The organism is Gordonia sp. DT218 (assembly GCF_049847105.1).
Classification (GTDB): domain Bacteria; phylum Actinomycetota; class Actinomycetes; order Mycobacteriales; family Mycobacteriaceae; genus Gordonia.
On record NZ_JBNCNS010000001.1, the window covers coordinates 1,266,463 to 1,287,563 of the forward strand.

A 21,101-nucleotide genomic window follows, 5' to 3' on the forward strand; every position below is an offset into this window, starting at 1 on the left:
TAAGTCATCGGCGGCCCGCCGGTACCGCGGGCATTGTCCGACTCGCTCAGTCGGTGGCGGTCGCCCCGACCGGATCGGCATAGATGACGCTGAGCGCCACCACCACCGCCGCACTCTCCTGCACGCGAATCCCGAAGCGGGACGGTGCGATCTCGATCGGCCGGCGAGTGGTCGATGCCTTGTCGAAGGCGGCCTGCACCGGTGCCAGGCCGTCGGGATGTGCGGCGAACGCGTCGCCGGACACCACGATCGCGTCCGGATTGATGACGTCGCGCAACATCGCCACGGCGACGCCGAGAACCTCCGCACGATCGTCGGCGATGGGCGCGGCATCGTCGGCGATCCCCAGCCGTTTCGCCGCCCGGCGCGCCGGCGTGCTGCCGATCACCTGTTGCAACGTGGCTGCGCCGGGGGACGCGAGGACCGATGCGTGCACCGGCAGGTGCCCGATGGTCCCGGCCCCCCGCAACGGCATGTGGACCTTGCCCTCGATCGTCATCGCCATGCCGACAGTCTCCCGCGCGTAGAAGAACAGCGCCGTGCCGTCGAACTCTCGCGGGTAGGTCAACAAGAGTTCGGCGGCCGCCATCGCCTGCACGTGTTCGCACACCGAGACCGGGACCCCGAGTTCTTCGGACAGCATCGTCCCGATCGGCACCCGGCGCCAGCCGAGCACCGGGTGGTCGATGACCCCGGTCGCGGCATCCACCAGACCGCCGGATGCGACACCCGCCCACAGCAACCGTCGGCCACCGAAGCGCGCGGCGAGCTCACGCAACTGCCGGCAGAGGTCGCCGACCGCGGACTCGTCGCGCGGGGTGCGCACGGCGTGACTGTAAAGCGTGCGGCCACCGAGGTCGGCGATCGCCAGCAACGTCCGGCGCGCCCCGATGTGCATTCCGGCGACACACAGCTTGTCTCGATCCAGGGTCAGCGGATTCTTCGGCCGGCCGATACCGCCGGGGTCGACCAGATCGGGCCGTTCGACGACGAGTCCCAGACGCGAGAGAATCGTGACCTGCCGGTTGATCGTCGCCGGTGAGAGTGACGTGGCCGCCGACAGATGATCACGCGTGACCGGCGCGTTGACCCGAACCGCCTGCAGCACCGCGGCCGCGGGGATCGAGCCCACCTGCAGCGCCGCGGGTACGACTCCGGTGGGCAACATGCACTGAATCTAGCAATCCGCGGGCGTCGCTAAGCTGAACGCATGAGTAGCAGCACGGCACAATCAGGTTCGTCGGACTCCGAGCAGAAGGTCGCGGTGGTGACCGGCGCCAGCTCGGGCATCGGCGCGGCGACGGCCCGACAGCTGGCCGCGCAGGGCTACCACGTGGTGCTCGGAGCGCGACGAACCGAGCTGATCGACGAGCTCGCGAACGAGATCGGTGGCACCGGTCGACAACTCGACGTGACCGACGAGACCTCTGTGAATGCCTTTGTCGCAGGCCTCGAGAAGGTTCATGTGTTGGTGAACAACGCGGGCGGCGCCAAAGGACTCGACCCGGTGGCGACCGCCGACCTCGACGACTGGCGATGGATGTGGGAGACGAACGTCCTCGGCACCCTGCGGATGACCAAGGCGCTGATCCCGGCACTCATCGCCTCCGGGGATGGGCTCATCGTGACGATAACCTCGATCGCCGCGATCGAGGCCTACGACAACGGGTCCGGGTACACGTCGGCCAAGCACGCGCAGGCGGTGATGCACCGGACCCTGCGTTTCGAGCTGCTCGGAAAGCCCGTGCGCCTCACCGAGATCGCGCCCGGCATGGTGGAGACGGACTTCTCCCTCGTCCGTTTCGAGGGTGACAAGGAGCGAGCCGATGCGGTGTACGAGGGTCTCACGCCGCTGAGCGCGGACGACGTCGCCGAGGTGATCGCCTTTGTCGCGTCCCGTCCGCCTCACGTCGATCTCGACCAGATCGTCATCAAGCCGCGCGATCAGGCATCGGCCCGACGCAACGTCAAGACCGGCTGAGCGACAGTCGGTTCCGGTGATCAGCCGGGCGGCGCCGGTGCGGGCGCGTTGGAGGTCGGCGCACCGGACGGGGTGGCAGGCGCGGTGACCTGTGACGGATCACCCTTGATCGCCGACATCCCGGTCCACGAGTCCCAGTCGTAGATCCAGTCGAAGATGTCACCGTCGGCCTCGGAGAGTGGGATGCGGGTGCCCGTCACCTCGACGGGATCGCCGTAGATCGCGGACTCGAAGTAGCGCTGCGCGTTCTCCAGCGAGAGATTGATGCAGCCGTTGGTAACGTTCGACGATCCTTGCACGCCAATGGTTTCCGGATTCGCGTGGATGAACTCACCGTTGTTGGAGATCCGCACGGCGAAACGCTCTCGGATGTTGAAGTACCCCGCGGCAGGGTTGCTCATGAAGAAATCCTCGTACTTCTCCGTGACCACGTGGATGCCCGAGCGCGTGACGTTACGGTCGAGGTCGCCCCCGCCGTAACTGCACGGCAAGGTCATCAACACGCCTCCGTCGCGCACCACGACGATCTGATGGGATGGCGCCGCGGCCTTCACCACCTGCGACCGGCCGATCACGAAATCGCTCGTCACATCGGCTGCACCGTAGGCGCCGCCGCCGTGATCGACGCCGTACAGCTTGGCCGACATGTGCACCTTGGTGCCCGGTGCGTAGTACTCCTTGGTCCGCCAGTGCGCTCGCGAACCGTTGTCCTCGCCGAGCCACGCCCAGGCTCCTTCGATGGGCGGTTCGGTGGTGACCGTGAGAGCCTTCTCGACCGCTTCCTTGTCCTCGACCGTGTCGTCGAACTTCAGGATGATCGGCGCCGCGATCCCGACTTCCTGCCCGTCACCGATGTTGACCACCACGTTCATCTGCGATTGGGGCGACAGCGTGGTGAAGGAGCCGGTGACCTGCGTGCTGACCCGGTCGTAGCCGACCGCGCTGCCGTGCCAGGTGTACTGCGAGCCGTAGCCCAGGGGCTCGCTGACGGTGAAGGTCTTCCGATCCTCCGACATGGTGCCTGCGACGACCTTGCCGCTGGGGTTGAGGAGCTTGACGTCTGGGTTGAGCAGGCCGTTCTCGGCTTTCACGGAGACTGCTGCGGTCGGATTGGGGGCGTCGCCGGAATCCAGCGCAGGCGTGTAGACGACGTTGACCGTGGGTGCATCGGGCTTCGCGTCGTCGGTGCTGCCGGACTTGCCGGTGGAACAGGCCGCCGCGGCCACGCCGACGGCGCCGATACCGGCGGCTGCGAGGACGGCTCGACGGGAGAGGGGAAGGTGCGCGCTCATAACGTGTCCAGCGTACCGATGAAACTCGAGAAAACCCGGCCTGCCTGCTGTGATGTCGCCGAATTCACGTTCGGAGTCCGCACTGCCCGCTCGACGGCAGGTGTTCTCACCCGGGGATATGCGCCCGCTCACCGTCGTGATCGAAGATCGACACGATCTCGGCGGGCCCTTCGACGGCCGTCATGCCGTGCGGAATCATCGTCGAGAACTCCGCTGCCTGACCCGGCGGCACCAGGATCACACGTTCGCCCAAGTGGAGACGGATGGTCCCGGAGATCACGGTGAACCACTCCCGACCAGGGTGAACCCCGAGGTGATCAGGGTCGACGCGATGCTCGGTCGTCACCCGCATCTTGGCCACCGTCACCCCGCCGGGCGCGCCGTCGCGGGAGAGCTTCCAGACGGTCATGCCGGCTGATGTGTGCGGCTCGGGCCGGATCACGACGTCGTCGTCGCCGACCGGTTCGACGAGCTGATCGAGCGAGGTGCCGAGCGCGCGGGCGATCGGCACCAGCTGATCCAACGCGACCCTGCGGTGGCCTGTCTCGATCCGACTCAGAGTCGACGGGCTGAGGAAACAGCGTGCCGCCATCGAGTCGAGGGTCCACCCCTTCGCAATGCGCAGACCCCGGATGCGCTGGCGGACGACGGCATCGATTTCTTGCTCCATGCGCAAGACTATATGCGCATGACGCATAGCGTCGCTACCCTCGATGTCATGGCGCACTCCCACAACACCCATCACCACGCGCACGGACACGGGGATCATCCCGATGCCGACACGATGGCGACGGTCCTCGACCTCGACGCCACCGTGAACGGTCACTACCTCGGCGAGGTCTGCGACCGGATCGCGGTGCTCGTACCCGAGCCCCGGACCATGCTCGACCTGGGCTCCGGGACCGGCACCGGGACGCTCGCACTGGCCCGGCGATTCGGGTCGTCGCAGGTGGTCGCGCTCGACAACTCGGCCGAACTGCTCGAGCGCGTCGCCCGGGCCGCGCAGGAGGCCGGACTCGACGGGCAGGTCCGCACCGTGACCGCCGATCTCGACAGCGCACTCCCCGACCACATCTCCGACGTCGACGTCGCATGGGCGTCGTCGACGCTGCACCATTTCGCCGATGCGGAAGCTCTGCTCCGTTCGACGTTCCGGGCCCTGCGGCCCGGCGGCGTGCTCGCCATCGTCGAGATCGCCGAGCCGCCGACCTTCCTGCCCCCGGACTCCGCCGACGGTGAGGTGGAGCAGCGCCTGCGTGAGGCGATCCTCGGGAAAGGCTGGAACGGCGGATGGAACGGGCGGCCCGACTGGGCACCGAGCATCACCGCGGCCGACTTCGAGATCGTCGAGACCCGCGACATCCCGACCGACCTCGACAATCCGCCCGCCGCGGCGGCCGACTACGCGGTCGAATGGCTGACGCGGGTGCGGTCCGGCCTCACCGATGACGACGCCTCAGCAGAAGATCTGGCCGCCGTCGACCAACTCCTCCACGACGACAACCCGACCTCCCTTCGTCGCCGCAACGACCTGGTCGTGCGCAGCAGTCGCATCGCCTGGATCGCGCGACGACCCGAGAACTCCTAGATCCCCCTGCCGAAAGCGAGAGAAACCATGAGCAGCAACACCTTCGACGTCGCCATCGTCGGTGGCGGTCCCGCGGGCCTGAGCGCGGCGACCACCTTGGCGCGATCCCTGCGCTCGGTCGTCGTCCTCGACGCCGGCCAACCGCGCAACGCCCCGGCCGGACACGCCCACAACGTCCTCGGCCAGGAGGGCACACCTCCCCTCGAACTGCTCGAGAAAGGGCGAGCCGAAGCCCGCGGCTACGGCGTCGAGATCCGCACCGCGGAGGTCGTCGACGGAACGCGCAGCGACTCCGGCCGTTTCGATCTCACTCTCGGCGACGACAGCGCGATCACCGCACGACGCGTCGTCCTCGCATCCGGCCTCGTCGACGAGCTACCGGAAGTACCAGGCGTGCAAAAACTCTGGGGATCGTCGGTCCTGCACTGCCCGTACTGCCACGGATACGAGGTGCGCGGTCGGCGGATCGGCGTGCTCGGCACCAGCCCTATGTCGGTGCACCAGACGCTGATGTTCCGCCAGCTCAGCGACGATGTCACCTTGTTCACACACACCATCCCGGAGATCGGAGCCGAAGAGGCGGAACAGCTCTCGGCCCTGGGCGTGAGGGTCGTCGACGGACTCGTCGACCATCTGGCGATCGAAGACGGCGCGGTGCGGGCCGTGGTCCTGGGCGACGGCACCGAGGTGGAACGCGAGGCTGTGGTGGTCGCGCCACGGTTCGTCGTCCGCTCGGCGCTGTTCACCCGACTCGGCGGTACACTCGCCGACCACCCGATGGGCGGTCAGTACGTCGCAACCGGCCCGATGGGCATGACCGATGTCCCGGGCGTGTGGGCGGCCGGCAACGTCGCCGATCTCGCCGCCACGGTGGCCGTCTCGATGGGGGCCGGAGTGAACGCGGGCGCAGCGGTCAACGCGGATCTGATCGCCGAAGACACCCGCGCGGCAGTCGAGTCTCGGCGGGTTCGGGCCTAGACACCCGGCCGCACGGGCGTATCGTGCACCGGCCGATGGTGGTCATCCTCCGCGAACGAGTTCTCTGACTTCACGGACGGAGCCCGCGGAGGTCAGCCGAGCCAGCGAGCCATCGTGACGAACCCTGCGGGGCAGGAGTCCGTCGTCGGGGTTGGCACAGGTGTTTCGGCACGGCAGCACGCGAAACCGCCCAGGTGATGTGGGTTCGGGTCCGCCGAAGCGGATGACCTTCGGCAAACCGCCGAACCTGTCGCTCGCGTATGTCACCGCGGCGGCGAGCGCTTCGGTGACTGACGGTTCGAGTACGTGACCGCGTTTCCCGGTACTCAATCCGTGCCCTGGAAGGTCGACGACAACAACGTTGATGCCGCTCTCCGCAAGTTCGACGGCCTTTTCCGTGAGATACCGGGCGTGGAGTCCGAGCGGGGCCGGAAGGACAACGGTCGCTTCGCCACTCGTCGCGACGTGCACTTCGGCATGCACGCTGCCAACCGAAACCGCAAGCTGCGTGTGTTCGACCCCCCGCCCGTCGACCCCGGCGTACTCCGAGGCAGGCTCGAGTGCCCACTCGCAGGCCAGATGCCGGTCCAACGCATCTTCTCTGCGTAGTAATGCCTTGCCCTGCAAGAGAATCATGATCGCCGCCGACTCACGTGCGGTCAAGGTGGGCTGCCAGCCGGTGGCCTCGGTCAGCCGTGTCGAATCGACCACCGTCTCACCCGCCGTCACCCAATGTCCGGAGAACGCCGTGAGGCGGAGCCGAAAAGCGATGTTGGCGGCCACGATGGCGGGTCGTTCGGGCACGGAGAACATGCGCTGGCCCTGCATTGCCGCCAGCTCGCGGACACCTACCCACTCACGTGGCGCGAGGTTGAAGGGGCCGATCAGATCTTGCTTCGTCGCACGATGGAACGCGTCGGCCATGTCTCGTTGGTGCAGAAACTGATACGACGCGTCGTCGGCTCGAGGGAAGGCGCCGATGGGGCCGGTGAGCTGGTCGATGCCGTCGTTGGCGAAGTTCGGACCGATGATGTAGGTCGGCCGGAGCATCGAAATTGCCATCTCACGCGGGTGTCGGCGTAACCACCATTCGGCGTAGTGTTCCACCTCGGCCTTGTCGTAGAAGTAGTATCGCACCGGATCGCCTGCAGGATAGACATCTTCGTCGACGGGCTCGGCATAGATCTCCGGACCGTAGGCGTTGATGCTCGATGCGATCACCAAACGACGCACACCGGCGCGTGCGGCGCCGTCGATCACATTGCGTGAGCCTCGCACGTTGATGTCGTGTGTGGCCTGCTTGTCGCGAAGCTCTTCCACCACGAAGGCCAGGTGTACCACCGCCTCGCAGCCGCGGAAGACGTCTTCGATCTGCGGGTCGCGAATGTCCATGTGCACGGAGTCGAGTTTCGGATGCTGCAACTCGAGCGGCCGCCGGCTCAACCCGATGACGCTGTCGATCTCGGGATCGGCCAACAACGCGGGGAGGATCGCGGCGCCGAAGTCACTCGTCGCTCCGGTGACGGCAACTCTCATGCGGCATCCTCGTTCAAGGTCTCGGAAATCACCTCGACTGCTCGGCGGAGTTGAGCATCGGTGTGCGTGGCCATGACACAGAGGCGAAGCATGGCACCGTCCCGCGGAACCGCCGGATACAGTGCGGCACTTGTGAACACACCTTTGGCGAAGATCTTCCGCCACAGGTCCATCGCCTGCACGTCATCACCGACGTGAACCGCGACGATGGGTGTCACCGTGGTGTTTCCATCGGGCAACGGTGACAACGCGCTGACGTCGAGCCCATTCTCCAGCAGTCCGGAACGGAGAACCGCCGCGTTGTCCAATGCGCGTCGGGCACGCTGCGCGCCCTCTTCGCTGCGGATGAGTCGCACGGCCGCCAATGACCCGCCCACCGCGGCCGGAACGCCAGAGGTGGTGAACAGGAACGCTTTGGCGTTGACCCGGAGTGAGTCGAGCAGGTCACCGGATCCCGCGATGAAACCTCCAGTGGAACTGGGACTCTTGGACAGGGATGCCATCCGGACATCTGTATCGCTGTCGGTGCCGAAGAGTTCCGCCGCCCCGGTTCTCTGCGCGCCGAACAATCCCAGACTGTGAGCTTCGTCGACCATCAATGCGGCGCCGAAACCGTTGCACACCGCGGAGATCTGCGCCAGCGGCGCAAGGTCGCCTTCCATCGAGTACAGGCCGTCGACTATCACCAAGACGGCCTCCGACGACTCAGAGGCCTCGGCGAGGATGCTTTCCAGGTCGGCTACGTCATTGTGTCGAAACTTCCGGGTGGTGGCACCGGAGAGTGCGCACCCGTCGCGAATCGACGCGTGTGCAGCAGAATCCACCACCACGGTGTCGCCAGGTCCGACCAAGGCGCTGATCGTGCCGAGGTTGGTCTGATAACCGGTGGTGAACACCATGGCGTCCTCGGTGCCGTGCCATTGTGCAATCTCCGACTCGAGTTCGAGATGGAGGTCCATGGTGCCGTTGAGCAGGCGACTTCCGGTTACGGCGCCACCGAACCTGTCGAGCGCGGCTTGCGCACCTTTGAGGATCGCGGGGTGATCTGCCAGCCCCAGGTAGTTGTTGGAACCGAGCATGATCCGATCTTCACCTTCGACCTGGACAACAGGTGAGGTGGCGGATTCCATGACGCGGAAATAGGGATTTCCCTCGGTGCCACGACCTGCACGTAGCAGCTTCACGCGGTCGTCACCTTCGAGCCTTTGGATCAATCTGTTCACAGCCATCAGTGAAGATCTCCCTCGCAATTGCGGATGTGTGAGCGGATTTCCCGGGTGGTTCGGACCGGCGCGAACATCAGATTGGTTGCACGGCCAATCCGCGTGACTCCGCGCCACGAACCACGGTTCGAGATCCCGGGGATATCCGGGGGCATCCACGAACGACTGAGGAGCGTCATGACCGCACTGATGACCCGTGAACGCCAAGCACTGAAGGCATACCTGCCCGATCTCGCCGATTACCTCGATGAGACACCGCTGCTCGCACTGGAGGCCAGAGACAGCGGCGCCATTGCGCGATTCCGCGACGCCGGGGGCACCGCGCTCACCATCCCGAAGGAGTCCGGAGGTCTTGGTGCATCCGCGCTCGATGCGGTGCGGGTACAACGTGCCATCGGTAGTCGATCGCCTTCGCTCGGCGCGGGCACCACGATGCACCATCTGTCCTTGGCCACACTCAACGAGTTCGCGCAGGCTGCGACGGAGGAGGACCGTGCCCTGATCCAAGGACTCGTGGAGCAGCGGGCCGTCATCGCATCGGGGTTCTCCGAGGGCGTCACCGGGGGCAGCGTCTTCATCCCCACCATGTCCGCACGGAAGAAGGGTTCGAGCTATGTCATCAACGGCAGCAAGAAGCCATGCAGTCTGTCGAGCTCGATGAACCTTTTGACCGCCAGCGTGGAAGTCGACACCGGCGAACGTGCCATCGCACTCATACCTGCGGATACACCCGGGATCTCGGTGCACCGATTCTGGGAGACCCAGATACTTGCCGGCGCCGAGAGTGACGAGGTGCAACTCGACGACGTCGAGGTCCCGGCCGATCTCGTGCTCCTCAACGACGCAGATGACCCGAACGGACAACACGAGATGACGGGCTACCTGTGGTTCGGTCTCCTCATCACTGCCAACTACCTCGGCGCCGCGAGCTCACTACTCGAGAGGTTGCTCGCCGCAGGCAAGAACGACCACGAAGGATATGTGCGTGCAGCTGCCGACATCGAGAACGGCATGGCAGCGGTGGAGAGCATTGCGCGGTCCCTCGACGAAGGTGAGCGTGGCCAAGACATATCGGTGCGTCTGCTCCTGTGCCGCATAGCTATTCGTGATGCACTCGTCCGGGCATCGTCGGCCGCGATCGAGTCACTGGGCGGTATCGCGTTCATCAAGTCGTCCGACATCGGATATCTCGCCGCGGCTGTTCACGCGTTCGCCTTCCATCCCCCGTCACGACGGTCGGTGTCCGAATCACTCGCCAAATATCATGCGGGACATGAGTTCGCCTTCGCCTGAGAGCGAGACCTAGGCCGTCGGCGTCGCGTGCCCGCGCTGGTGAGCAGCTGGCCGTCGGAGCGGTTGGCCGCCGGAAATGGTTACGCCGGAAAACCGTCCAGCACCGTCCGCGACGACGACAGTCCCAGCCGCGTCGCGCCGGCCGCAATGAGTTCGGCGGCGAACTCGGCGGTGCGGATCCCGCCGCTCGCCTTGACGCCGACGCGATCGCCGACGGCCGCGCGCATGAGCCGCACCGCCTCGACGCTCGCGCCGCCGGCCGGGTGAAACCCGGTGGAGGTCTTGACCATCGCCGCTCCGGCCTGCACCGCGCGACGGCACACCTCCGTGACGGTGTCGGGGCCGGTCAGCTCGAGCAGCGCCGCGGACTCGATGATGACCTTCAGCACGACGCCCTCCCCGATGGCCTCCCGCACGGTCAGGACATCGACGAACACCTCGTCGAATCTCCCGTCCACGGCCGCGCCCACATCGATCACCATGTCGACCTCGTCGGCCCCGGTGTCCACGGCCAGCCGCGCCTCGGACGCCTTCACCAGTGAGTGATGCTTGCCCGACGGGAACCCGGCCACCACACAGGTCTTCTGGTTCCCGGTGTCGATCGGCAGCATCGACGGTGACAGGCAGACCGCGTAGACGCCCAGCTCGGCGGCCTCCGCGACCGCCGCCTCGGCCGCGGCGCGGGTCGCCTCGGGCTTGAGCAGGGTGTGGTCGATGATGGCCGCGACGTCGCGGCGGGTCAGGTCGCTGGTGGTCACACAGACGAGCTTGGCACACTGACAGATGTGGCAGTACCCGAGATATCCCCCGCAGCGACCACCACCGACCGAACCGACCCCGAACATCGGTACGTGCTGACCCTCGGGTGCCCGGATCGCACCGGCATCGTCGCGCGGATCTCCGGTTTCCTCGCCGAGATCGGCGGCTGGATCACCGAGGCCGGATATCACTCCGATGCCGAGACCGGCTGGTTCTTCACTCGCCAGACGGTGCGCGCCGGATCGGTGGCGATGAGTGTCGACGAGATGCGGGCTCGGTTCGCCGACGAGGTGGCGGCCGAGTTGGGACCGGGAACCGAGTGGCGGCTCACCGACTCCGGGACTCCGAAGTCAGTGGTGCTGCTGGTCAGCAAGGAAACCCACTGCCTCGTCGATCTGTTGGGCCGCGCCCACCGTGGCGAGCTACCGGCCGACGTGTCCGCGGTGATCGGCAATCACCGCGACCTCGAGGACCTGGTCACTCGGTTCGACGTGCCGTTTCATCACGTGCCGTTCGCGCCGGACAACAAGGATGCCGCCTTCGAGGAATTGGGCCGCGTCGTCGACGGTTATTCACCCGATGCGGTCGTGCTGGCGCGCTTCATGCAGATCCTGCCGCCCCAACTGTGTGACGCCTGGAGGGGTCGGGCGATCAACATCCATCACAGCTTCCTGCCCAGCTTCATCGGGGCGCGGCCCTATCACCAGGCGTTCGCGCGGGGCGTCAAGCTGATCGGCGCCACCTGCCACTACGTCACCGCCGACCTCGACGCGGGTCCGATCGTCGAGCAGGACGTCATCCGGGTCGACCACAGCGACACCGTGGCCGACATGGTGCGCCAGGGACGCGACATCGAGACGCTCGTGCTCTCGCGCGGACTGCGGTGGCACCTCGAGGACCGGGTCCTCGTGCACGGCCGGAAGACGGTCGTCTTCAGCTAGCGTTCGCCGATCAGAAGTCGAACCCACCGAAGTCGCCGCCACCATCGAAGAAACCGCCGCCGTCGCCGCCACCGTCGAAGAATCCGCCGCCACCATCGCCGCCGTCCCCGCCGCCGAAATCACCGCCACCGTCGCCACCATCTCCGCCGCCGTCCCCGCCGTCGAGGGCGCCGCCATCGGAACCGTCACCGGCGCCGTTCTCGAACGCATTGGCGTCGTAGTTGACGCCGGCCATGCCCGAGAACATCGCGGAGAACAGGAACATCGAACCGATGCCCCATGCGCCGGCGACCAGCGCAGGCTTCCACCACGGCTCGGAGTACCAGCCCGCAGGCACCGGCCGACCTGCGACGCGACCGCCGGGGTAGTAGTTGGGGGTCCGCGACGACGGGCCGGGTGACGCCTCGACCTGTCGTCCTTCGAAGTCGACCGTGCGGTCCTCGGTGACCGCACCGGCACTCTTCTGGCCTTCCAGTTCCGGAACCGGGGGGCCGGGATCGAGATTCATCGCGGTCCGCGCGGCGCGGGCGTAATACAGGCCTTCGATCGCGGTCTGCTTGGCCAGTCGCGCCTGGGCGACACTGTTGGCCTGCTCGATCTGCGATCCGGCGGCGTTGTAGCGCTCTCCGGCATCGGCTAGTGCCTGCTTCGACGCCGGGCCGTCGCCGACCAACATGAAGACCTGGCCGCCGAGACGTTCGATGGCCTGCCGGGCATCGGCCTTGGCATCATCGAGCGAACGGGCGGCATTGGCACCCGACCGCTGCTGGGACATCACGACGATGCCCACGACCACCAGGACCACGAGAACGATCAGGATCAGTGCGCTCATTTTCTCCTCCGTCTGGGTACACCTCACCCGTCAGCTCGGGAGCCGTGGGCATCCCACCAGACCGGTAAAATCGGACATCTCCCAGCGTACCGGCGATCCGAGGACGCGCGCGTCGCCGCAGGTCCGGCGTCCGTGCTCAGAACGGAGCGTTACGCGTCACGCGGCCTTGCAGTCTCCCGAGCCGCCCGCGACCTGTCCGCTGAGTTTCACGTCGTTGCCGTCCACGGCGAAGTCGACACCCTGGTCGGTCACCTTCAAGTTCTTCACGGTGACCTGGTTCAGCTGGCCGAACAGCGAACCCGAGACGCTGTCGACGACCTGCTGGGCGAAGTCCGCGGGGATGCCGAAGATGAACGCGTTGGCCTTGACGACCTCGAAGTGCACGTGGCCGTCCTGCACCGTCGGTTTGATCGTCGTCGACACCGGGATCGGCAGGAACGCGAGTTGCACCGACGAGTCCACCTGGATGGTGCCGTCGGCCGCGTTCCCGGTCATCGAGTCGATGGTGGCGCCCTGCATCAGTCCCGCCGCTCCCGACTGACCGGCACCGGACGCCGATGAGTCGGCGCCGGAGGTCATCGATTTGCTCATGGCGACCACCCGGTCGAAAGGAACGAAGCCGGTGCCGACCAGTGAGTGGATGGTGGAGCTGTCGCCGTCGCCCTTGATGCCTTCTGCTCGTGCGTGCAGTCGCATCTCACCGGGTTTGTCGGCGGTGTCGACCTGCACGAACGGAATGTCGTTGCCAAAACCTTGCAGCAGCATCGGCTTTCGGCTCAACGACACAGACGTCTCGGTGCCCGTGAGGTCGGCGAACGCACTCTTCATGCAGTCGGTGGCTTTGTTGCGCAGGTAGAGTTCGCTACCGACCGCGGCGATGACGAGCAGGATCACGAGAGCCGCCGACGACGCCGCGATGATCTTGCCGGTGCTGCGTTTACGCCGTGCGGGCGCCGTCGTCACGACGCCGGGATCCGAGTTCGGCGGGATGGGGGCGAATCCGTCGGACGGTCCGAACCCCGTCGTCTGACCCTGGTCCTCGAATCGGGTGGTCTCGGTGCGGCCGACCTGCGAGTAGGCGCGCGGGGATTCTTCGGTCGACGGAGGATCGAATTGGGTCGTGTGCTCTCCGGGGTCCGCCGGGTGGGGAACGCTTGCAGGCTGACCAACTTCGGCTTGCTCGCCTGCGGCCTGCTCGCTCCGGGGCTGCTCGCCAGGGGCATGGCCCTGTCCGGTCTGATCTTCTCCGGTGCCACTGTCGGTGGGGCCGCTGTCCGTCCGGCCGCCGTCGGTGGGGTCGCCGTCGGTGGGGTCGCTGCCGGTGGGGTCGCTGCCGGTGGGGTCGCTGCCGGTGGGGTCGCTGCCGGGCTTCGCGCTGTCGCTGTTCTCGCTGTCGGTCATGTCGTGAGGTCCTCAGTTGTCATAGGTGCCGAGGCCGGTCGGATAGGCCGTTGATTGTTGAGAACGGCCAGGGTGCTGCGGGCCTTCTCCACTGCGCGAGTATCGATGTCGTGGACGCCGATATGCACGCCTTCGTCGTACGCTGCGACCACGCTACCGAAGGGATCTGTGAGTTGGCTGTGTCCTGTGCCGGTGGGTGCCGACGACTCTCGAACCGCTGAATCCGCAGGCAGGGCTTGTCCGACCGCTGCGACAAACGTCGTCGAATCCAACGCTCGGGCGGTTGCCAGCACCTCCCACTGATGCACCTTGCCCGGACCCGCGCCCCACGACGCCGGCACCACGATGAGCTGCGCCCCGCGTGACGCCAGTTCGGTGAACAGCGCCGGGAACCGGATGTCGTAGCAGGTCGCGACGCCGACGACGACGTCACCGATCGCGAAGGTCAACGGGTCCTCCCCGGGCGCGACCGTGCGCGACTCGGCGAAACCGAAGGCGTCATAGAGGTGGATCTTGTCGTAGGACAGCCGGGTGCCGTCAGGGCGGGCGATCACCAGGGTGTTGCGCACCCGATCATCGTCGGGGGTGAACATCCCCGCGACCACGGTGATCTCGTGACGCGCGGCGATCTCCGACACCGCCGTCGCCCACGGACCGTCCACGGGTTCGGCCACCGGGCCCAGCGGCACCCCGAAACGGCACATCGTGGCCTCCGGCAGCACCACCAGATCGGCCCCGCCGTCGGACGCCGTGTGCGCGGCGGACGCGACCAACTCGAGGTTGGCGGCCGGGTCGGTGCCCGACGTGATCTGCGCCATCGCAATTCGCATGGGCACCAGGGTAGCCACCGGCGAACAGCTGACAACCATCTGAACGAACGGCTCCGCCGCGGCATCTGAACGAACGGCTCCGCCGCGGCATCTGAACGAACGGCTCCGCCGCGGCATCCGAACGAACGGCTCCACCGCGGCCGACCTACCTGGGTGCGACCTCCGACCACGGCACCGTCAGAATGTTGTCGACGCTTCGGCCCCGGGGAATCACGACATCTGTCCCCTGCGCGCGGAGCAGGGTGAGCGCCTGCCGCCAGCGAATCCGCGGACCGTAGGCGGCGTGCGTCGCAGCCACATCCCAGCACCGATCCGCGAGCCGCAGGAGGCGGTGGACGGGTTCGCCGGGAACGTTGCGGTGGATCAGCACCTTGGGCAACCGCTCGGCGAGTTCGGACGGGCGTTCGGTGTGCTCGGGCGACCAGCACAACGTCAACGTCCGCGGCCCGTCGGCATCCAGGAGCACCCAGCAGCAGCGACGGCCGATCTCGTCGCAGGTGCCCTCGACGATGAGCCCACCCGGCGCGAGTGCAGCCTGCATCTGCGCCCAGGCCGCCGCGACCTCGTCCTCGTCGTACTGCCGCAAGACGTTGAATGCCCGGACGAGATGCGGGGTGAGACCCGCCAATTCGAAACCGCCGAGCGCGAACCGCACTCCGGCACGAGGTTCCACCACGCGTTCGGGATCGATCTCGAGACCGACCATCTGGAGTCCGGGAGCGACCTTCCGCAGACGCAGTGCCATCTCGACAGCGGTGTCGGGGCGGGCGCCGTAACCCAGGTCGACGACGATCGGCTGCGGCACATCACTCAGCGCACGGACGACCACGTCGTCGTGGACCATCCACCGGTCCACGCGCCGCAGGCGATTGATGTTCGTGGTCCCCCGCGTGACCCGACCGACCCGTTTCATCCGCCGCGCCCGGACGGGGATCTCAGAGGTTCTTCGTGACCCAGTCGGCCGCGTACTCGGCCTCGGCCCGGAAGAGGTCGACAAGGTTGACCAGCATCAGCTGCTCGAGCTTGCCGTTGACGAACGGGAGGTAGACCTTGACCTCGCTGGTCTTGCGGATGGTGCAGCCGGTCTCGGTGGGGAACAGTTCCTGCCAGCCGTTGAGGCTGCCCGGGCCGGCCGGGATGGAGGCGTTGTAATTGCCCTTGGTGTTGTCCGGATCGAACACACCGAACGACTCCTCGCGGGTGATCACCATGTCCTTCATCAGGACGGTCTGCGCGAGCGCCGGAAGTTGGTCGCGACCGATCGTCTGCTTGAGGACGACCTTCATTCCGGTCTCGTCGGAGGTGAAGGACTCGACCTCGCAGTGTGGCGAGATCATCTGGAACCCCGCCATCATGTCATCCCAGTACTGCCGGGTGTTCTGCGCCTGGTAGAGCGTCTGCGCGGGGTGGGTGAAGCGCGCCGAGTAGCTGAGCCGTCGTGCCATGGCGACCAGGCTACGTTACCGATTCGTTGCTTCCCAAGTCGCCGCCCTTCGAGACGCTGCGCTCCTCAGGGATCGGGCATGGCCGACGCTGCGCTCCTCAGGGATCGGGCATGGCCGACGCTGCGCTCCTCAGGGATCGGGCATGGCCACCACTGCGCCCCTCAGGGACCGGGGCACCGCTACCGATTCGCTGCTTCCCAAGTCACGGTCTGCTCGCGCTCGGAGTCCAGGAGTTCGATGAGCTGGTCGATGATGGCCTTCTCGATCTTGCCGCCGACGAACGGGACACTGACCTCGACGTCGGCCTGATATGTCGCCGACGCCGGGTCGCCACTGGCCACCAGGGTTCCGTCGACCTTGGCCGGCGCGCCGGCAACCGTGGCGGTGATCTCGCCGGTGATCTGATCGCCGGCCAGCGTGAAGGTGCTACGACGCGGGATCTCCAGATCGCCGGGGCGGACCTTGGTGACGATGGACGGCAACTTCTCCTCGGGCACACCTTGCTGCATGGTGACGGTGATGGTGTCGTCGGCGAACTCGAACGACTCGAGCTTGCCGTGGCTCGAGTTGATCGCCTCGAGCAGATCGCGCCAGTACTGTTCGGTCGAGAGGACCTCCCAGAGCCGCCGTACTCCGAACGGGTAGGACACCACGTGCTCCATCTTGCTGGCCATGAGGGGGAGAGTACCGGACCACCGAATTGCCGCTACGGTTACTCGGGTGACCGATTCAGGGGTGAACCGACCCGCGCCCGCAGCTCAGGGCGCCCGTCTTGCCGAGCTCACCACCCTGCGCCTCGGCGGTCCCGCCCGCGCCGTGGTGCGATGCCCCGACACCCGCAGCCTGGTCGACGAGATCACCGCCCTCGATGGCCGGGCCGAACGCACCTTACTCATCGGCGGCGGCTCGAATCTGGTGATCTCCGATGACGGTTTCGACGGCACGGCCATCCTCATCCAGAGTTCTCGCATCGAGTTCGGCTCCGGCCGGGAATCGGGCCGGGTGCATGTCACCGCCGATGCCGGCGTCGACTGGGACACCCTCGTCGCCACCACGATCGGTGAGGGTTTCGGTGGGCTGGAATGCCTTTCGGGCATTCCGGGTGCCGCGGGCGCCACCCCGGTGCAGAACGTCGGTGCGTATGGCGTCGAGGTCGCCGATCTGTTGCGCAGCGTGCAGGTGCTCGATCGGCGGGCGGCCAAACTGCGGTGGGTGGCGCCGACGGAACTCGGATTGGGTTACCGAACCAGCAGTCTCAAGCACCGCGACGACCACGTCGTCGTGGCGGTCTCCTTCTGGCTCAACGACGATCGTGTCAGCCAGCCACTGCGCTATCGCGAGCTCTCGGCGGCGCTCGGCGTCGAGGCCGGGGAACGTGCGGATGCCGGCGACGTCCGCGAACAGGTCCTCGCCCTGCGACGCGGCAAGGGCATGGTCCTCGACCCGGATGACCACGACACCTGGAGTGCCGGATCGTTTTTCACCAACCCGATCCTCGCATCGGGCGCTGTCGACATCCTGGAACAGATCCACCACCGCGTCGGCCGCGACATCACCGTCCCAACCTATCCGGCCGACGACGGCGTGAAGCTGTCGGCCGGGTGGCTCATCGAACGTGCCGGCTACGCGCGCGGGTATCCCGGCCCTTCATCCCCGGTCCGGCTGTCCACGAAACACACTCTCGCGCTGACCAATCGCGGCGACGCGACCACCGATGAGTTGCTCGACCTCGCCCGCGACGTCCAGACCGGCGTAAAGGAGGCGTTCGGCGTGACCCTGCATCCCGAGCCCGTCCTGGTGAACTGTTCGATCTGACGGGCGGTCAGCCCACCGAACTCGATGCCCGCGCCGACTCCGCGACGATGTCGTCGAGGATCTCGTTGAAGCGCACATCGGCCTCGATGCTCGACATGTGCCCGACGCCGTCGAGGACGATCAGTTCGCGGAGATTTCCGTTGCGCCGCAACACGTCGGCCATCTGCTCGGCGTGTACCGGCGGGGTCAACCGATCGTCCGTGCCGACGACGACGGTGGTCGGCACGGTGAGCGCGTCGAGTCCCGCGGTCACGTCGAGCTTGCCCATCGCCGAACCCCAGCCGGCCCGCGACCGGGGCGGGCAGCCGGCGATCATCTCGTCGACGAAGTCGACGTGGGCCTTCCGCGCATTGGGACCCAGCGCGATGTAGTGGGAGAACCGCGAACCGTAGGGTGTACGCGGGATCGGCATCGGTGTCGAGGTGAACAGCTTGCTGACGGCGCTCTCGAAAGGCTTGGTGTACCGCGGGAGGTCGACCGGGATCAGCAAATGGTTCTGCATCACGCCCTTCGCCGCGGTGGAGGTGAGCGCGACGCCCGAGACCAGCGAGCCCACCTTCTCCGGGTATTGCGCCGCCCACGACAAGATGGTCATGCCGCCCATGCTGTGTCCGACGAGGATCGCACGGCGACCCTTCGGGACCACCGCCGACAACACGGCGTCGAGGTCCTGCCCGAGCATCGCGATGGTCGGCCGGGTGCGACCGAGTTGGCTCGCGCCGTGCCCGCGCTGGTCGTAGGCGACCACGTCATGCGTGCGGGCCAGGTGATTGATCTGCGGGTACCAGTACGCGATGTTGCAGGTCCAGCCATGCACCATCACGACGATGTCTCCGTCGCCCGCCTCCGCCGGCGCGTAACGCTCGACGTTCAGGCGAGCACCGCCGACCGCGTCGACCGGGATGCGCTCCGGCTCGACGGTGGGCACGGCCAGCAGATCGTCGGGACCGTCGTCGACGGCTCGTTCGGCACGGAACGCGTCCCGGGCCAGGCCCGCGAAGATCGTTCCGGTGCCCACCGCGATCGCGCCGGCCCCCGCAGCCACCACCGCTCCCGTCGTGATCGCCAGTGCTCGTCTGTTCATCATCTCCCCTTAGGGCCGCCGCATTCAGTCCGTGCGGTCGGCCACGGTTCGCGCCCCGTCGGTGGGTTCACCGACGTCCACGGTGTCAGCATCCTCGCCGTGCTCGAGGGCTCCGGCCCCGGTCTCCAGATCTGCCGGTTCCCCCTCCGTCGAGGCGTCGAAATAGGTGCTGGCCTCGCCGATCGCCACGGAGATCTGCTTGTCGAGTGCCTGTCGGAAGGTCGACTCCACGATCTCGTGGGCCATCGGCCGCACGGTCTGGATCAGCTCGGCCATCTTGCTGACCTGCTCCTCGCCCAGGTCGGGCAGGTTCTCGTCGAAGTACTTGTCGGTGATGATCGAGACGAAGCTCTTCGCCACGTCTTCGAGATCGTCCTGTACGCGGACCCAGCGGTCGAGCAGGACGTCGATGTCCACACCCGCCTTGACCAGGGTCTCCGCGCCTTCGAGGAGCTCGGGATTGCGGATCGCATAGTGCGCGCCGTCCTTGGCCAGCAGTCCGAGCTTCTGACTCAATGCGATCGACCGGTCGGTGGCGTTCAGGGTCTTGCGGAGTTCGGTGATGGTGATCGTCGCCGCGCGTTTGAAGTTGCGGAACCGGCCACTCTTCGGGGTACCCCGCAATATCTGTTCGACGCGCATCCCGTAGTGGGCCGCATGCAGGAGTTCGCTGATGGTGGCGAAGGTATACCCGCGTTCGAGCATGCGGGAGATGAGGTTCAGCCGGACGAGGTGCTCATCGGAGTACCACCCGGTGCGTCCCCGGATGGCCGGCGCGGGCAGCAATCCGCGGTCTTGGTAGACGCGGATGTTGCGCACGCTGACCCCGGACGCCTGAGCCAGGTCGTTGATCCGATACTCGGCCATTTCGCCAGTGTATTCAGTCCCGACCGATGACCCTAACCACCGGGCGCGAGTTGTCCGGAGGGATCCGTCACGCTTTCTTGCTGAACCACCGCTTGCCCTGGATGTCGTCGACGCGCGGCCGCACGTCGACGAGGTAGACGAGCATGGCCACCACACCGATCAGACCGAGGAAGTTCACCGCACCGAACAGCCAGATGAACAAGGTCGCCGCCGCCAGAATCGCCACCCAGATGACCTTGCTCTGCCGGTCGACGGCGGGAAACGCATCGGACCGTTGGAGAGCCGCATGCACCAGCGCCACCGCCGACGCGACACCGGCGATCACGGTCAGGGCCAGCAGGATCAGGTTTTGCCCGTAGGCCATCACGCTAAGAAGGTCCACGCCCCCACCTTAGACATGTCCCACGGTTCGCGATTCGGACGAACCCGTCAGGCCTTCTTCGCGGCGGCCTTCTTCGCCGGGGCTGTCTTCGCCGGGGCCTTCTTGGCCGGGGCTTTCTTCGCTGCGGCCTTCTTCGCGGGGGCCTTCTTGGCTGCCGGGGCCTTCGTCGCTGCTGTCTTCTTCGCTGGGGCCTTCTTGGCTGCCGGGGCCTTCTTGGCCGGGGCCTTCTTGGCAGCAGTCTTCTTGGCAGCGGTCTTCTTCGCCGGCGCCTCCTTCGCGGGGGCCTTCTTGGCGGGCGCCTTCTTTGCCGGCGACCTCTTCGACGGCTCGAGCACCACCTCATCCGCTTTCCCGCCGGTCAGGCCGGCGAGCGCGGCGGCCCGTTCTCCGACCGCGCGCGTCTGGCCCGAGATGCTGCCGAGCGCATCCTCGGTGAGGCCGACGGCGTCGTTGTAGACCTTTTCCAACTTGGGCAGATTCTCTTCGACGAGGGGTTGGGCCTTGAGCCGCTCCACCACCTCTTCGCCGCGTTCGGACAGCGCGGTGAGCAGGCCCGCCGCGACGGCCAGATAGGCCTCGGCCACCTTGCGGAGTTCCTCGGGGGTGAACCGGGCACGCAGGTCCTCGATCTCGGTGGGGAGTTCCACCGGGAGCGAGGACAGTTTGGTCCGCGCCTCCTCGAACAGTGCCAGAGCCGAGTCCCGCGTCTCGTCGACCCGTGCCTGCGCCTTGCTCTGCGCATCGCCGAATCGTTTCTGCGCTTCGTCACCGGCGGCCTCGCTGCGCTCGCGGAGATCGGTGAGCAGGACGGCCACCTGCTCGATCACGGTGTTCATCGGGTTCTCCGGCATGGC

At 66.8% G+C, this 21,101-nt stretch carries 22 protein-coding genes; 6 read left to right on the forward strand and 16 right to left on the reverse strand.

Features of this window, described 5'->3' with window-relative positions; genetic code table 11:
* Nucleotides 1–46 precede the first annotated feature (46 nt).
* Nucleotides 47–1,168 (reverse strand): ROK family protein, encoded by a 1,122-nt coding sequence (locus ACPXCG_RS05925; protein ID WP_425789994.1) that lies wholly within the window; start codon nt 1,166–1,168, stop codon nt 47–49.
* Between the two features lie 42 nt (nt 1,169–1,210).
* On the opposite strand from ACPXCG_RS05925, the gene ACPXCG_RS05930 reads away from it, so the two are divergent.
* On the forward strand, nt 1,211–1,981 hold the full coding sequence (locus ACPXCG_RS05930; protein ID WP_425789996.1) for an SDR family NAD(P)-dependent oxidoreductase: 771 nt from the start codon (nt 1,211–1,213) through the stop codon (nt 1,979–1,981).
* A 20-nt stretch (nt 1,982–2,001) separates the two neighbouring features.
* Here ACPXCG_RS05930 and ACPXCG_RS05935 read toward each other — a convergent pair whose 3' ends face one another.
* Nucleotides 2,002–3,273: a L,D-transpeptidase gene (locus ACPXCG_RS05935; RefSeq protein ID WP_425789997.1), complete on the reverse strand. Its 1,272-nt coding sequence runs from the start codon at nt 3,271–3,273 to the stop codon at nt 2,002–2,004.
* 106 nt (nt 3,274–3,379) lie between these two features.
* Nucleotides 3,380–3,943 carry a helix-turn-helix domain-containing protein gene (locus ACPXCG_RS05940; protein ID WP_425789999.1) on the reverse strand — a complete coding sequence of 188 codons (564 nt, stop codon included), beginning with the start codon at nt 3,941–3,943 and terminating at the stop codon, nt 3,380–3,382.
* Nucleotides 3,944–3,991: 48 nt separating this feature from the next.
* On the opposite strand from ACPXCG_RS05940, the gene ACPXCG_RS05945 reads away from it, so the two are divergent.
* Nucleotides 3,992–4,861 (forward strand): class I SAM-dependent methyltransferase, encoded by an 870-nt coding sequence (locus ACPXCG_RS05945; RefSeq protein ID WP_425790001.1) that lies wholly within the window; start codon nt 3,992–3,994, stop codon nt 4,859–4,861.
* 27 nt (nt 4,862–4,888) lie between these two features.
* Nucleotides 4,889–5,839 carry an NAD(P)/FAD-dependent oxidoreductase gene (locus ACPXCG_RS05950; RefSeq protein WP_425790003.1) on the forward strand — a complete coding sequence of 317 codons (951 nt, stop codon included), beginning with the start codon at nt 4,889–4,891 and terminating at the stop codon, nt 5,837–5,839.
* A gap of 42 nt (nt 5,840–5,881) precedes the next feature.
* Here the strand turns inward: ACPXCG_RS05950 and ACPXCG_RS05955 are convergent, their stop codons facing one another.
* Together ACPXCG_RS05955 and ACPXCG_RS05960 are read right to left on the reverse strand one after the other, a co-directional pair.
* Nucleotides 5,882–7,375 carry an NAD-dependent epimerase/dehydratase family protein gene (locus tag ACPXCG_RS05955; RefSeq protein WP_425790005.1) on the reverse strand — a complete coding sequence of 498 codons (1,494 nt, stop codon included), beginning with the start codon at nt 7,373–7,375 and terminating at the stop codon, nt 5,882–5,884.
* Entirely contained in the window at nt 7,372–8,604 is a 1,233-nt protein-coding gene (locus ACPXCG_RS05960) for an aminotransferase class I/II-fold pyridoxal phosphate-dependent enzyme (protein WP_425790007.1), read from the reverse strand. The genes ACPXCG_RS05955 and ACPXCG_RS05960 overlap by 4 nt, the downstream gene beginning before the upstream one ends.
* Before the next feature lie 171 nt (nt 8,605–8,775).
* Between ACPXCG_RS05960 and ACPXCG_RS05965 the strand changes: the two genes are divergently transcribed.
* Nucleotides 8,776–9,891 carry an acyl-CoA dehydrogenase family protein gene (locus ACPXCG_RS05965; protein WP_425790009.1) on the forward strand — a complete coding sequence of 372 codons (1,116 nt, stop codon included), beginning with the start codon at nt 8,776–8,778 and terminating at the stop codon, nt 9,889–9,891.
* Nucleotides 9,892–9,971: 80 nt separating this feature from the next.
* Here the strand turns inward: ACPXCG_RS05965 and deoC are convergent, their stop codons facing one another.
* Nucleotides 9,972–10,649: a deoxyribose-phosphate aldolase gene (gene deoC, locus ACPXCG_RS05970; RefSeq protein WP_425790011.1), complete on the reverse strand. Its 678-nt coding sequence runs from the start codon at nt 10,647–10,649 to the stop codon at nt 9,972–9,974.
* A gap of 27 nt (nt 10,650–10,676) precedes the next feature.
* On the opposite strand from deoC, the gene purU reads away from it, so the two are divergent.
* Nucleotides 10,677–11,591, forward strand: coding sequence for a formyltetrahydrofolate deformylase (purU, locus tag ACPXCG_RS05975; RefSeq protein ID WP_425790013.1), 915 nt, complete (start codon nt 10,677–10,679; stop codon nt 11,589–11,591).
* A gap of 10 nt (nt 11,592–11,601) precedes the next feature.
* Here purU and ACPXCG_RS05980 read toward each other — a convergent pair whose 3' ends face one another.
* From ACPXCG_RS05980 to ACPXCG_RS06005, 6 genes are all read right to left on the reverse strand, one after another.
* Nucleotides 11,602–12,423, reverse strand: a complete 822-nt coding sequence (locus tag ACPXCG_RS05980; RefSeq protein ID WP_425790015.1) for a DUF1542 domain-containing protein — start codon at nt 12,421–12,423, stop codon at nt 11,602–11,604.
* Nucleotides 12,424–12,579: 156 nt separating this feature from the next.
* The gene (locus ACPXCG_RS05985) at nt 12,580–13,824 is read right to left on the reverse strand and encodes an LmeA family phospholipid-binding protein (RefSeq protein WP_425790017.1); all 1,245 of its coding nucleotides are present in this window, start codon (nt 13,822–13,824) and stop codon (nt 12,580–12,582) included.
* Nucleotides 13,821–14,654, reverse strand: coding sequence for a carbon-nitrogen hydrolase family protein (locus ACPXCG_RS05990; RefSeq protein ID WP_425790018.1), 834 nt, complete (start codon nt 14,652–14,654; stop codon nt 13,821–13,823). The genes ACPXCG_RS05985 and ACPXCG_RS05990 overlap by 4 nt, the downstream gene beginning before the upstream one ends.
* Before the next feature lie 145 nt (nt 14,655–14,799).
* Nucleotides 14,800–15,567, reverse strand: coding sequence for a class I SAM-dependent methyltransferase (locus ACPXCG_RS05995; RefSeq protein WP_425790020.1), 768 nt, complete (start codon nt 15,565–15,567; stop codon nt 14,800–14,802).
* Nucleotides 15,568–15,589: 22 nt separating this feature from the next.
* Nucleotides 15,590–16,099, reverse strand: coding sequence for a DUF2505 domain-containing protein (locus ACPXCG_RS06000; protein WP_425790022.1), 510 nt, complete (start codon nt 16,097–16,099; stop codon nt 15,590–15,592).
* 179 nt (nt 16,100–16,278) lie between these two features.
* Nucleotides 16,279–16,773: a DUF2505 domain-containing protein gene (locus ACPXCG_RS06005; RefSeq protein WP_425790024.1), complete on the reverse strand. Its 495-nt coding sequence runs from the start codon at nt 16,771–16,773 to the stop codon at nt 16,279–16,281.
* Nucleotides 16,774–16,819: 46 nt separating this feature from the next.
* Between ACPXCG_RS06005 and ACPXCG_RS06010 the strand changes: the two genes are divergently transcribed.
* Nucleotides 16,820–17,914: a UDP-N-acetylmuramate dehydrogenase gene (locus tag ACPXCG_RS06010; RefSeq protein ID WP_425790026.1), complete on the forward strand. Its 1,095-nt coding sequence runs from the start codon at nt 16,820–16,822 to the stop codon at nt 17,912–17,914.
* Nucleotides 17,915–17,921: 7 nt separating this feature from the next.
* On the opposite strand, the gene ACPXCG_RS06015 is transcribed toward ACPXCG_RS06010, so the two are convergent.
* From ACPXCG_RS06015 to ACPXCG_RS06030, 4 genes are all read right to left on the reverse strand, one after another.
* Nucleotides 17,922–18,998, reverse strand: coding sequence for an alpha/beta fold hydrolase (locus ACPXCG_RS06015; protein WP_425790028.1), 1,077 nt, complete (start codon nt 18,996–18,998; stop codon nt 17,922–17,924).
* Nucleotides 18,999–19,022: 24 nt separating this feature from the next.
* Entirely contained in the window at nt 19,023–19,865 is an 843-nt protein-coding gene (locus ACPXCG_RS06020) for a MerR family transcriptional regulator (protein WP_425790030.1), read from the reverse strand.
* 67 nt (nt 19,866–19,932) lie between these two features.
* Entirely contained in the window at nt 19,933–20,229 is a 297-nt protein-coding gene (locus ACPXCG_RS06025) for a DUF2516 family protein (protein ID WP_420714213.1), read from the reverse strand.
* Between the two features lie 65 nt (nt 20,230–20,294).
* A complete protein-coding gene (locus ACPXCG_RS06030; RefSeq protein ID WP_425790032.1) occupies nt 20,295–21,098 on the reverse strand; it encodes a heparin-binding hemagglutinin in 804 nt (267 codons plus the stop codon).
* Nucleotides 21,099–21,101 lie beyond the last annotated feature (3 nt).